Here is a 12,814-nt window from a genome sequence, read left to right as displayed (position 1 = left end):
GAAAGGAGGCGCGCGCCATGACCATCTGCGAGCAGACGCAGGTTTTGCAGGCGCAGATTTTATCGGAGTACGCCTGCCTGTCGCAGCACTCGCGCGGACGCGCCCGTTCGGAAGAAAAATGCCCGATCCGCACGCCGTTTGCGCGAGACCGCGACCGAATCATCCACTGCAAAGCGTTTCGCAGATTGATGCATAAGACGCAGGTGTTTTTGTCGCCGGAGAGCGATCATTACCGCACGCGTCTGACGCATACGCTTGAGGTCAACCAGATCGCAAAGACGCTTGCGGTCGCGCTGCGGCTGAATGAGGAGCTGACCGAGGCGATCGCGCTTGGCCACGATCTGGGGCATACGCCCTTTGGGCACGCGGGCGAACGGGCGCTGCGGGAGGTTTGCCCGCATGGTTTTTCACACGCGCAGCAGAGCGTACGCGTCGCAGACCGTCTGGAGAAGGGCGGCGCGGGGCTGAATCTGACCTGGGAGGTACGCAACGGCATCGCCTGCCATTCCTATTCCAACCCTTCGCCGGAAGGACGCGCAGCCACGCTTGAAGGGCGAATCGTCTATTTTGCGGACAAGATCGCCTATCTCAACCACGATCTTGAGGATGCGCTGCGCGCACGGGTACTGTATGACGACGATATTCCATGGACAATCAAGTATACGCTTGGACGAACGAAGTCACAGCGCATCACGACGCTGATCACCTCGCTGATCGGCCACAGCACGGACGATATCTGTATGGATGAGCAGATTGGCGAAGCGTTTGCCCAGTTCAATTCGTTTATGTATGAAGCGGTGTACCTGAACCCCACGGCCAAGGGCGAGGAGGGCAAGGCGGAGAACGTGGTCAAAAGCCTGTATGGGTATTTTACAGAGCATCCGCAGGCGCTGCCGGGAGAATACCAGGACATTTTGGAAGGCGAGGGCGCGCCGCGCGCCGCCTGCGATTATATATCGGGTATGTCGGACCGATTCGCGGTCGCTACATATGAAAATCTGTTTGTACCAAAGCCGTGGTCCCTGTGAGCGCGCCGCGCCATTTCAGAAAGGAGGACCGTTTATTTGATATCCGATCTGTTCTTGCAGGAATTAAAAAATAACAGCGACATCGAGCAGGTGGTGTCCTCCTATGTCCGCTTAAAGCGGCGCGGCCGGATTGCCAACGGGCTGTGCCCGTTCCATTCGGAGAAGTCGCCGTCGTTTACCGTATATCCGGACAACCAGTCGTTTTATTGCTTTGGTTGCGGTGCGGGCGGCGATGTGATCACATTTATCCGCAAGATTGAAAACCTTGAATACGTCGAGGCGGTCCGTTTCTTGGCGCAGCGCGCCGGTATGGCGATGCCGGAGGAGGTCGCGGACGACGGCGCGGCGAAACTGAAGATGCGTGTTTATGCGCTCAACCGGGCGCTGGCGCGGCATTTTCACGATTGCCTGAAAAGCCCTGCGGGAAAGCCGGGGCTTGACTATCTGCATGGACGCGGGCTGACAAACCGCACAATCACACATTTCGGGCTGGGATATGCGCCTGAGGCATGGGACGGCGCCGTTAAATTCCTGCGCGCGCAGGGGTACCAGAACGAGGAACTGCTGGCGGCCGCTGTGGCGGCGCGCGGCAGAAACGGAGGACTGTACGATCAGTTCCGGGGAAGGGTGATTTTTCCGATTATCGATCTGCGCGGCAATGTGATCGGCTTCGGGGGCCGCGTCATGGGCGATGCGCGCGGCCCGAAGTATCTCAACTCCTCCGATACGCCCGTGTTCAAAAAAAGCCGCAACCTGTTTGCACTCAATTTTGCAAAGGCGTCGAAGCGCGGCGGCCTGATTCTCTGCGAAGGATATATGGATGTGATCGCGATGCACCAGGCGGGCTTTAACAATGCCGTCGCCACGCTTGGAACGGCGCTGACGTCGGAGCAGTCGCGGTTGATCGCGCAGTACGCGCAGGAGGTTGTTTTATCATATGATTCCGACGGGCCGGGTCAGGCGGCGACAAAGCGCGCCGTTGCGCTGCTCGGGGAGACGGGGGTGAAAATCCGTATTCTCTCAATGGCCGGCGCCAAGGATCCGGACGAATACATCAAAAAGTTTGGCGCCGAGCGTTTTTCGCTGTTGCTGGCGGGGGCGTCGAACGCGACGGAGTATGAGATTGAAAAGCTGCGGAGAAAATATGACTGTGACACCGCCGAGGGCAAGGTTGCGTTCCTGCGCGAATTTGCCGCGCTGATGGCTTCGGTGCCGAACGCCGTTGAGCGCGACGTGTATGTTTCAAAGACGGCGGCGGAGCTTGAAGTGGCTAAAAATGCGATTGAAACGCAGCTTAAATATGAACAGAAGCGCGCCGCCAAACGCCGCCGGGGCGACGCCTCTCAGCTGCGCGTTTACAGCGAGTCCGGGCCTGCCGAGCAGCGGCGCGATCCGCAGCGGGCGCGTTTTATCCGGTTCGCGCTTGCCGAGGATAAGATTTTGGCGATTCTGATGAAGAATCCCGATTATTATGAACGTGCGGCGCAGCGTATCGGGCTTGAAGACTTTGTGACGGACCGCAACCGTTCAATTGCAAAGGCCCTGTTTGAGCGTCTGGCCGCGGGACAGTCGGCGGAGCTGCCGCTGCTTTCCGCACAGCTCGACGAGGAGCAGATGGCCGCAGCGGCCGGGCTGCTTAATTCCATCTCTGGCCTTGCCTTTGGCCCAGAGGATCTTGACAGCTATATCGATACATTACTCAGCTTCAAAACAGTTAAATCACAGGATGAAGTGGCTGCCATGACGGACGACGATCTGAAGGCGTACATAGCCGCTTTGGCGTCCAAAAAGAAGTAAACAGAGGCTCCGCTGTGTCCGAAGGATGCGGCTGGCTTTCGTGGAAAACAGGCAACAGGATTGATAATAGGGGGACCGCATCAATGGGTGTACAGGAAAAAAAGGCGATCTTGAAGGAGCTTTTGGAGAGCGGAAAGGCCAAGGGGAAACTGACGACAAAGGAGATCAGCGACGCTCTGGAGGAGCTGGATTACGACGTTGAACAGGTCGATAAAATGTATGACCTGCTTGAACAAAACAATATTGAGATCATCGAGGACATGGTTACGCCCGTTGAGGAGGATTTCAAGGACCTGGGAAAGGGCGCTGACCTCGATGTTGCGCTCGCGGCTGAGGGCATCAATATCGACGACCCGGTCAAGGTCTATCTCAAGGAGATCGGCCGTGTGCCGCTTCTGTCGGCCGACGAGGAGATCGATCTGGCCGTGCGCATGGCGCAGGGCGACATTGACGCGCGCAAACGGCTTTCCGAGGCAAATCTGCGTCTGGTTGTCAGCATCGCCAAGCGTTATGTCGGACGCGGGATGCAGTTTCTTGACCTGATTCAGGAGGGCAATCTCGGATTGATCAAGGCCGTCGAGAAGTTCGACCATACAAAGGGGTTCAAATTTTCCACCTATGCGACCTGGTGGATTCGCCAGGCGATCACACGCGCCATTGCCGATCAGGCGCGGACCATCCGTATCCCGGTGCATATGGTTGAGACGATCAACAAGGTAAAGAAGGTTTCGTCGCTTCTGCTGCACAAAAACGGTCATGAACCGACTGCGGAGGAGATTTCAGCGGAACTTGACATGCCGGTGGACAAAGTGCGCGAGATCATGCGCGTGGCGCAGGAGCCGGTCTCGCTTGAAACGCCGATCGGCGAGGAGGAGGACAGCCATCTGGGCGACTTTATTCCCGACGAGGACGCGCCGGCGCCCGATACGGCCGCGTCCCATACGCTGCTGCGCGAACAGCTTTCTGAGGTTCTCCAGACATTGACGCCGCGCGAGGAAAAGGTGCTCCGCCTGCGCTTCGGCCTCGAGGACGGCCGCAGCCGCACGCTTGAGGAGGTTGGCCGGGAGTTTAACGTCACGCGTGAACGGATCCGCCAGATCGAAGCGAAGGCGCTGCGCAAGCTGCGCCATCCATCACGCAGCAAAAAGCTGAAGGATTTTCTCGATTGATCAAAAAAAGCCCCGCTGCGGCGGGGCTTTTTTTCTGGCTATGCAGTTCATTTGACAGCACCGGACCTTTTATAAAAGCGCAAATTCCGGACTGTCAATAATCGGCTTCATGGAGCACAGGCAGAACGGATGGCCGGCGGGATCGAGCATAACGCGCCAGCCGTCGGAAAACTGCTTCTCCGCGGGCCTTGCCCCGCATGAGACGGCGTGCCGGACCGCCTGCTCTAAGTCGTCAACGGCAAAATCCAAATGCGCCATCTGCTGCTGCGTTCCAGGTGTTTGCGGCCAGATGGGCGGCTCATACGCGGGATCTCTTTGGAACATGATGCCGGGGTACGCTCCCTGCGCCTTTCCTGGCGCGCCGACACACGCGAATTCTCCATCGTGAAACGCGATTTCCCAACCGAGAAGCGCCGCATAAAATTTTGCTAATTTATACGGGTCCCTGCAATCCAATGTAAACGCATATAATTTGATTTTCAGCTCATCGGCCATATAAAAATCTCCCATACTGTATTGTTACTGGAGGAGGGCTTGTAGAAAAAGGCCGTAGTTTCGATTTTTCAAACAGCCTCCAGACGGCCGCGTCGCGTCCAGCGTGATTCAATCATATCATATTGGCTTATCAGATTCAAGGATTCAGTGAGTATCCGTGAATTTAATCCGGTATGCCGTGGATGCCATTGCGTTTGATGATCTCGTTTTTGCAGACAGTCATAACGCCGGATATCACGCGGTTTTTGGGGGAAGGGCTCTATACACAAAAATACGCAAAAGCCCCGGCGGTTTCTGCCGCCGGGGCTGGGTTGTATATGGGGAGGCGAAATGTGTCACGCGCCTTTAGGCGTCCAATATTTCAGGAACTCCTGTCCTTCTGAACTGACTGGCGAGGTCAAAACCTGTTTGATTGGACCTGATTCGACAATGCGCCCGTGAGAAAAGAGAAGAACTTGGTCTGCAAGGCGATAGGCTTGCGCCAGCGAGTGTGTGGAAAAGAGAAGGGTACAGCCTGTGTTCTGCCAGTAGGAAATGATCGCCTCCTCCAGCAGAGAAAGCGACGCGCGTTTTTCATGGGCCAGATAAGTGGCCTTGTCGGTAAGGACATACGCCTGTTCCTCGGCCGCCATGCTGAGACAGGCGCCCATCCCCTGGCCGGCTGAGACATACCAGCTTTGTCCGGCGGGATCAATTTCGGCCTTATCCCAGATTTTCAGCTCCGCCTTATGCGTGCCGCTTTCATCCCCTCAGGAGATGAATTTTTGTCCGGCATTCGCAATAGCCTGGAACGCCTCGGAGGCGCTGGTGCAATCCTTCACCCCAACCGGGTCATCCGCAGGGCCAACCAGGACAAAAAAGTTATACATGAAGGGAATGCGCTCTTTGGCAAAGCCTTCGGAGATGAACTCCTCCTCCGAAGCCTTTGCGTGAACCAGAAGGGCGTCCGCATCGCCGGTGCGTCCTTTTTCAATGGCCGCGCCGGTACCGGCGGAAGTGATCTCCAGCTTATAACCGGTATCCGCCTCAAAAACAGGCTGCAAATAGGGGAGCAGCCCCGAATCGTTTACGGAAGTGGTGGTTGATAACCGGATGACTGGGTTTTCCACCTCCGGCGCTTCAGAACCGGACGGTTGCTCCGGAGTGGGAGCAGACTCCGGGGCGGGGGCAGGATCGGTAGCGGGAGCGGAAGAGGACGCGGACGGGGCTGCGGTTTGCGAGCAGGCGCAGAGACCAATCACCATAAACACCGCAAGAAGGATGCAAATCAATTTTTTCTTAGACTTCATTTCGCTCGCTTCTCCTTATCAACTTTTTAAGTGTCATAGTAAAGCGTCTGAACCACAGGGATTATAGTCAGGCATTCTGCTGGGACGATTGAGCTTTCAGATTGTGGCAGTTCGTTTCTTTTGTGAAGAAAACCGCCGCCATAGCCACTACGGCGCAAATCAAGCAGATAAAGAATGCGCGGCTGCAATTAGCGGGATCCGCAGGGAGGGAAGAAACCTTGTCAAAGGCGTTGCCGACGACTACCGGAAGGATAGCGGCCCCGGCAAAGCCGACAATATTGACCACTGAGGTGGAAATTCCCACATATTCCGGGGCGTTTACTTCCTTTACAATAGAGAAGCAGAGAACCACGACGGGACAGCCAGCCCCGATCAACACCATGCTCAACGCCAGGATCCCCGTCGGGAGGCGTTTTCCGCCAAGCCCTGCCAAAAGGAACCAGCCGATCAGATTCGCCATGACGGCGGCTACTACCACCTTGCGCCGGCCGAGCACATCGGAAACCTTTCCGGCAAAAATCGACGCGATCGCGAGGGACAGGGCGCAAATAAGAGTATACTTGCTGGCCTCCACTTTGTCAAATTCATAGATGACCATCACCGTCCTGCGGGCGCCCAAAGTGTCGGCGAGGATGCCCGCTGGAATTTGCATGAATATGTAAACATAGAAGTAGATGGACCCAAGGGCCGCAAAGGACCCGGAGGTCATCTTTGCGTTTCCAGTTTAGGAGCGCCGCCTCCTGCGTGCGCGCCGCTGCGTAGGAGGCGGTGATTTCCGGCGGCTGGACCAAGAAGGGCTGTTCCGATTCTGAGACGGTTTCCTCTTCGATATCCGGCAGATTCGCCAGTCTGTAAACTCTACCGCTCAGGCCGTTTACCACCATTTGCGCATGGACGAATCGCTTTTTCACAATCCGGCCCTTGATGGCCCCGGTAACACTGGTTAAAAAGTAGGGATAGTAGAGCAGGGAGAACGTAAGCGGTACCCGTACCTTCCGCAGGGGTTTGTATTTTTTCAGTATCTGTTCCGGGGTGAACTGGAGCCCCGTATTAGGTATCTGCAAGCATTTCACCCTGCCTTTCTACCGGTTGAGTTATTTAGAGGAGGATACACCCGCGGTTTTATAGGCCTCCCAAAGGGAGTCTACATCCTCCTGGCTGCCGTTTTTGGTGGTTAGCGAAATCAAAATGAATAAAATGGGGGTAACGATCATCCCCACGGTCAACCCGCTGATTTTCGTGATCCCGGCGGTGGTCATTGCCTGCCACGCAGGGATCAGAATCATGGTAACGATCATTTGAATCGTGACCGCTTTGCAGGTGGCTTTCTTCCAGAGGACGACGCCAACCATCGGCATCACAAAGGTAAACACCGTGAAGCCGAAAGCAAACAGTACAATCCAGAAGATGATAGAGGGCGGGTTGATCGCGAACAGGAAGCAAATCAAAACGATCAGGCCTGCCGCAGCCCTGTCCCAGGCCACCGGATTTTTGTGATACACCTTGGGGGCGACGATATCCATAATATCATGGGAAACCGCAGAGGCGGCCACAACAATCAGCCCGCTGACCGTGGACATAATAGCGGACAACACCGCCGCCATCACCAGGCCGGCCATAGTGGGCGAGAGCACCGTTTGTGTCAGGATGGGCATAACCGCGTCTGAATTGGGGACGGTGGAGGGATCCAGAATATCATGGGAAACCGCAGAGGCGGCCACAACAATCAGCCCGCTGACTGTGGACATAATAGCGGACAACACCGCCGCCATCACCAGGCCGGCCATAGTGGGCGGGAGTACCGTTTGTGTCAGAATGGGCATAACCGCGTCTGAATTGGGGACGGTGGAGGGATCCAGAATCAGCCGGCCCAGCATAGCGGAGGGCAGCAGGCACCAGATCAGGATGCTGGAGAACACCGTGGCGATGACCATGGCGCTTTTGGCGACGCGGGTATCACGCATGCTGAACAGAGCCACAGCCTGCTGAGGCTGGGCGATGCCGACGATGCAGCCGATGACGCTCATGGTAATGATCATGATAATTGGCATCCCGCCGCCACCGTCCAGCGCCAGCATATTCGGGGCGGTTTCCGCCAGCCGGCGGTTCATCTCAACGAGAAAATCCAAACGGAAAGAGCCGAACGCCGTTTGGACTGTTGCCACCAACAGGATGATGACGCCGAAAACCATGACGATGCCCTGAATCAGGTCGGTCCAGACCGTGGCCGTATATCCGCCGATGATGCTGTACAGTCCGACAACAATAACTCCGACTATCAGTCCGGTGAGATAGGTAGTTCCAAAGATGCTGGAGAAAATTTCTCCGGAAGCCTTGAACTGTGCGATCAGGCTTCCGCCCAGGCCGACCAGAATCGCTATGGCCGACAGAACACGCAGATGCTTTCCGCCATACCGCTTTTCCAGCAGCTGCGGAACCGTAAGCACCTTGAAATGCTCACAGGCGATTTTCAAACGTTCTCCAAAGCACCTAAAGGAGAGAAAGTAGGCGATAGGTGTCCACATCCCCTGTAAAAACGCGGGATAACCCAGGCCAAACGCCATACCAGGGGTGCCGATCAGCTTGGTTCCGCTCTCCAGCGTGGCGGCGAACTTAAACGCGGTAAACCAGGGACCAAAGCTCTTGCCGCCCAGCAGGAAACCTTCCGAGCTTTTTACCCGTCTGGAAGCGATAACGCCAATGGCGATCATCAACAGAAAATAGAGCACTATAATAACGACTAACATTTATTACCCCCCTTTATACATCTCTAACGGCTGGTGTCGTTTTTGGACTTGCTAAACCAATATATTCCGTAACCGATGACGCCGACGATCTGGACTACCTGAACCACAATGTAGAAAATAAAACTGTTCATTGGCAAACCCAACATACGCGGTACCTCCTTTTGCAATTTAGCATTCAGCCTCCGGAAACAAAGGGGACGATTTTCAATTCCAGCTCCGGCTGCATGATGATGAATTGGTCCAACTCGCGGGGCAAAAGCATCCGGTCTTTCCAGATCAGCAGATGATAGGGATACAGGCGTCCCTCCGCCGGGTTGAACAGGAACTCTTGAACAAAGGGCTCCTCAATGGTAGCTACTCATAAAACAGTATCAACCAACAAACTGAAATAGGGTAGCTGTCATACGGGGTGCAGAAAAAGGCGAGTGAGAAACAAAGCGTTTCTTGCCCGCTTTTTTCATGCCCCTTGTTACGCAGTAGGGGCTTAAAAAGCATTGATACAGGCGGCTTTGTGGGCGCATTTCCCATGCGGCAAGGGATTTATACCTTTTCCCTCAAAAACGCCTTTCTACTGCGTAACAAAACCGCGGTAATTATCCGGCGGAGCATAGACCGCCTATCTCGGATTGCCCTATGTTGGAAAAGCCTACGTTGGAAAATCCAACGCAATTAAATAAAGATATAAATAACTAAAGAAAAACCAAATACGGATTTAATCAAATACCGATTCCATTCCTATCCTTTCCTTTCCCTTAATCCCTTTCCAAAAGAAGCGGCAGAGCCGCCGGAAAGGAATGGAATGGAAATAGCAACACAAAGAAATATCGTTTGCTATGTTACGCAATAGAACGCCATTTTTAAGGGTGGGAGTATAAAACCATTGTGCCTGCCCCTATCGCCGCTGTAATGCCGCTTAAATCAAGCGAGAAAAGCACTCTATCGCGTAACACATTCCATAATGGATTGAGAGCGTAAGCGGTTTATCCGCTTACGCTCTCTTAGCCGCCTAACAGCAAAGACAGGGAAAGCCGTCAAGGACGCGCAAGCGTGCATTTTATCCTTGACGGCTTTTTCTGGCTTTGCTACTGCCTACCTGTCAAAACGGAATTGCAGGATAGCTTTGATAAGCTGTGCTTTCAGACTGTCTTGAATATCGTCATTGATATGTCCCCGATAGGTAGACAGGTATTTGATATGTCCGGCATAGTGCCGCAATACCGCATCTATGGCTTCCGGTTCTCCAGCGACAGCTTTTTCAATGACTTCAAAGGGTATCAGCTTCTTGCTCCTCATGTTCTGATTTCAACCATTCCTTTCTCAACTGCTTTAATGCCGCGTGTTTCCAGTAATTCGCTGTGCTTCTGCTCCGCCCGTACTCGTTCCCGACTTCTGTATCAGTGTAACCGAGGAAGAAATACATCAGCAGGACAGCGCGCCGCTGTTCTGGCAATCTGGCTAATGCGTCCGCTAACCGTTTGCTTGCCACAACAATTTTCTGCCCTTTCACAACAAAAACAGTTGGAATGTCGTATTGCTCAAAGTAATTGTCTGTCGTGAACGGCTCAAAGTGCGTTTCGGACATCAGATAGTCAAGCGATACTTCCCGCTTCTGCTTCCGTCCAAAATCGCGGTATGCGCTGATTGCCGCGTTACGGAGAACAGTTCTGCAAAAGGCGGCAAAGGCATATTCGATATGCTCCATGAATTGTTCAGAATACCTCATTTTTTCATCACCCCCTTTCTTCCCAGTAGGGGGCTATTACAACAAACGCCCATGCGACATAAAGCCACATGAGTGTTTGGGTAATACATGATTATCAGGTTCCTGAAGCCGTTCCAATAATATGAATTATTAAGACATACTAAATGAATAGATAATTCATATTGACAGGCAGACGGATACAATGCCTTGTATTGGATTTTTTTAACAAATTATACTTAAAAAATAAAAAGGACATGGCGACACCTCCTCGATACCGTCATATCCTTAGAAAAGTTATTGATAGATTAATTTCGTTGTTTTACATAGCCCGATAGCAAGTATAAGAGTCAAGATTTCTGCCACAAATGGAGCAATCCAAATAGCGTCGCTTCCAAAGAGTATAGGAATACAGAAAATGGCAAGTGCTTTCAGCACAATACCTCTGCTAATTGCTATGGCATTTGCCGATCCTGTTCTTTTTGTCGAAAACAGAAATGCTGTGTAAATAAGGTTCAGTGCCATAGGGATAAAGGACAGGCTAAATAATGGCAAAGCTGCCGAAGCTGTTTGTACAAGGTCGGGGTCCTGATTAAATATGCAAATTACGGGCTTATCAAAAATAAATAATGCTCCGTATATTAAAATTGACAAAATGCTGTTAATGATAATTCCGCAACGGAAATACCAGTTTATTTCCGCTGTATCTTGCTTGCCGTAACAATACCCCCAAAGAGGCTGTAAACCTTGCGCTACACCAGAAAGGATAGCGTTTGCAAGAGAGTAAATAAAACTCAAAACGCTAAAGGTAGATACGCCAATATCCCCTATTAGGCTTGCCAACATAAGATTATAGCAAAGTGCGGTAACAGGTGTTGTGAGTTGCGTAACGGCTTCTGGCACACCACGCTTGCATATTTTTTTCATCAGTGAAAAATCAATTTTGAATGGCTTAATCCGCAGTTCGCCCTTTTTTCGCACGAAATGGGAAAGCAGGACAAGGACGGAAAGAACCTGCCCCAAACCGGACGCAACTGCCGCGCCAATCACACCCATATCTAACGGGAAGATAAACAGCCAATCCAAAAAGATATTTGCTGCTGCACCTACGCACATTCCTGCAAAGGAAAGAGCAGGTGATCCGTCATTTCTGACAAAAACAGAAAGACAGGTACTCATGAGCATAGGAATGGAAAAAGCAGAATAATAAAACAAATAATCTGCTGACATTTTCCGCATTTCTTCACTTAGTTTTCCTGCACCGCTTAAATCAACAATCTGCTGAGAAAATGCCATACCCACAACCATAAGCAATATGGAAAGAAGAACAGTTAAAGAAAATGCCGTCATAAAAGCATGATTTGCACCGTCTTTATCTCCCCGCCCCATTCTGATAGCAACAACGGTTGCGCCGCCCATAGGGAACATGGCTGCGATAGCAACAACAAAAGTGATAAACGGAACACCAATATTGACAGCCCCCAACGCAGCCGAGCCGACGCCTTGCCCGACAAAGATTCCGTCCATAACGTTGTAAAGATAAGTTACAAATAATCCACCCAATGCAGGGAAGATGTAAGAAAATAAAGATTTTGTTTTTGTGTTCATCAAGATACCTCCCATAAAGGAAGCGGGATAAAGCCCTTTCAGCTTTATCCCGCTACATAAAACAAGAAGTGGGATAAAGCCCCAAATGGTCTTATCCCACTTCAACAATCTTATTCGATTGCAAGTCCTCTGACAAGCAAAAATATTGTAACATGGAAGCTATTCAAAGTCAACAGAATTGATGATAGCAGATTTCTCAAAGATAGTTGCGGAAAACTTTCGAAAATGAAGCAAATTGCTTTTTATGCCATTTGGGGAGAGATAGAAATAAAAAAGCTAAATTTTTTCTTAAATCTTTGGCAAAATCGCCATGCGCGGTGTAGTAGGTAATGAAAGAAAAATTGAGAGGGTTTGGGATACTTCCCAACAAGCAAAATGCAACGCATTTTCGGAAAAGGGTACTCTTTTCCTATGCTTGCTGCGAAACTTATCACATTACAAAACAAGGAAAGGACGGGAAAGGAATGGAACGGAAACGAAAAATCAAGGATGGGCATATTGTAGTGGAAAATCCGCTGTTTCAAGAATTACCAACGCATGAAGTAACAATAAAATCCGGTAGGACGCTCTATCGCTTTACGGGCAGCTATGACGGGGAAAGGAGCCTGCCCCACAAGGTTTTACGCCTTATGGAGCAGGAACGGGGCAAAAAAGATGTTGATTAAAAATGCCGGAGCCGATAAAATAGGGGTAAGCAATCCTGTATTGGCAGACTGCCCGCCGATGAAAGGAGCAGAAACTATGTTAAGGCAGTCTGGCAAAATTACCGCCCTCTATTGCCGCTTATCGCGCGACGATGAATTGCAGGGCGACAGCAACAGCATTGTTAATCAAGAGGACATTTGTCAAGGATATTTTCACCCTAAAAACGCAATGTTTCCTTTCCCATGATACCAGCGTTATTCAATACTACCCCACATAAAGGCAGAGGACAGCACCTTGTAGATGCTGTCCTCTGTGTAGTTAGCCAAACCCTAAGCAG

At 51.8% G+C, this 12,814-nt stretch carries 12 protein-coding genes and 1 pseudogene; 5 read left to right on the top strand and 8 right to left on the bottom strand.

The genetic code is table 11. The features are described 5' to 3' along the window. Positions 1 to 17: 17 nt before the first annotated feature. The 3 genes from FMM72_RS09450 (at position 18) to rpoD (ending at position 3,994) form a co-directional block, all read left to right on the top strand. A complete protein-coding gene (locus tag FMM72_RS09450; RefSeq protein ID WP_162221274.1) occupies positions 18 to 1,028 on the top strand; it encodes a deoxyguanosinetriphosphate triphosphohydrolase in 1,011 nt (336 codons plus the stop codon). 36 nt (positions 1,029 to 1,064) lie between these two features. Continuing rightward, positions 1,065 to 2,825 (top strand): DNA primase, encoded by a 1,761-nt coding sequence (gene dnaG / locus FMM72_RS09445; RefSeq protein ID WP_162221273.1) that lies wholly within the window; start codon positions 1,065 to 1,067, stop codon positions 2,823 to 2,825. An 83-nt stretch (positions 2,826 to 2,908) separates the two neighbouring features. Then, positions 2,909 to 3,994 (top strand): RNA polymerase sigma factor RpoD, encoded by a 1,086-nt coding sequence (gene rpoD, locus FMM72_RS09440; protein WP_160210406.1) that lies wholly within the window; start codon positions 2,909 to 2,911, stop codon positions 3,992 to 3,994. A 69-nt stretch (positions 3,995 to 4,063) separates the two neighbouring features. Here the strand turns inward: rpoD and FMM72_RS09435 are convergent, their stop codons facing one another. The 8 genes and pseudogenes from FMM72_RS09435 to FMM72_RS09390 all read right to left on the bottom strand — a co-directional run bounded on the left by FMM72_RS09435 (position 4,064) and on the right by FMM72_RS09390 (position 11,832). Continuing rightward, positions 4,064 to 4,489 carry a VOC family protein gene (locus tag FMM72_RS09435; RefSeq protein ID WP_162221272.1) on the bottom strand — a complete coding sequence of 142 codons (426 nt, stop codon included), beginning with the start codon at positions 4,487 to 4,489 and terminating at the stop codon, positions 4,064 to 4,066. Positions 4,490 to 4,824: 335 nt separating this feature from the next. Continuing rightward, positions 4,825 to 5,733, bottom strand: a pseudogene (locus tag FMM72_RS17535) (substrate-binding domain-containing protein). A 112-nt stretch (positions 5,734 to 5,845) separates the two neighbouring features. After that, positions 5,846 to 6,376, bottom strand: coding sequence for an MFS transporter (locus FMM72_RS09420; protein WP_162221269.1), 531 nt, complete (start codon positions 6,374 to 6,376; stop codon positions 5,846 to 5,848). Next, entirely contained in the window at positions 6,363 to 6,842 is a 480-nt protein-coding gene (locus FMM72_RS09415) for a hypothetical protein (RefSeq protein ID WP_160210410.1), read from the bottom strand. The genes FMM72_RS09420 and FMM72_RS09415 overlap by 14 nt, the downstream gene beginning before the upstream one ends. Positions 6,843 to 6,872: 30 nt before the next feature. Further along, a complete protein-coding gene (locus FMM72_RS09410) occupies positions 6,873 to 8,525 on the bottom strand; it encodes a sodium:solute symporter family transporter (RefSeq protein WP_162221268.1) in 1,653 nt (550 codons plus the stop codon). A 1,089-nt stretch (positions 8,526 to 9,614) separates the two neighbouring features. After that, positions 9,615 to 9,818: a helix-turn-helix domain-containing protein gene (locus tag FMM72_RS09400; RefSeq protein WP_022742174.1), complete on the bottom strand. Its 204-nt coding sequence runs from the start codon at positions 9,816 to 9,818 to the stop codon at positions 9,615 to 9,617. Then, complete coding sequence (locus FMM72_RS09395; RefSeq protein ID WP_016227949.1) at positions 9,790 to 10,248, bottom strand: RNA polymerase sigma factor; 459 nt, start codon at positions 10,246 to 10,248, stop codon at positions 9,790 to 9,792. Before FMM72_RS09395 ends, FMM72_RS09400 begins: the two co-directional genes overlap by 29 nt. A gap of 273 nt (positions 10,249 to 10,521) precedes the next feature. Next, positions 10,522 to 11,832, bottom strand: a complete 1,311-nt coding sequence (locus FMM72_RS09390; protein ID WP_162221267.1) for an MATE family efflux transporter — start codon at positions 11,830 to 11,832, stop codon at positions 10,522 to 10,524. A gap of 329 nt (positions 11,833 to 12,161) precedes the next feature. Between FMM72_RS09390 and FMM72_RS17195 the strand changes: the two genes are divergently transcribed. Then, on the top strand, positions 12,162 to 12,497 hold the full coding sequence (locus FMM72_RS17195; protein ID WP_022742173.1) for a hypothetical protein: 336 nt from the start codon (positions 12,162 to 12,164) through the stop codon (positions 12,495 to 12,497). Further along, positions 12,487 to 12,723, top strand: coding sequence for a hypothetical protein (locus FMM72_RS09380; protein ID WP_162221082.1), 237 nt, complete (start codon positions 12,487 to 12,489; stop codon positions 12,721 to 12,723). The genes FMM72_RS17195 and FMM72_RS09380 overlap by 11 nt, the downstream gene beginning before the upstream one ends. Positions 12,724 to 12,814: the final 91 nt, after the last annotated feature.

This window comes from Anaerotruncus colihominis (assembly GCF_010206195.1).
Taxonomy (GTDB): domain Bacteria; phylum Bacillota; class Clostridia; order Oscillospirales; family Ruminococcaceae; genus Anaerotruncus; species Anaerotruncus colihominis_A.
The sequence above is the reverse complement of the archived record's forward strand: the minus strand, read 5'-3'. Positions and strand labels throughout refer to the sequence as shown.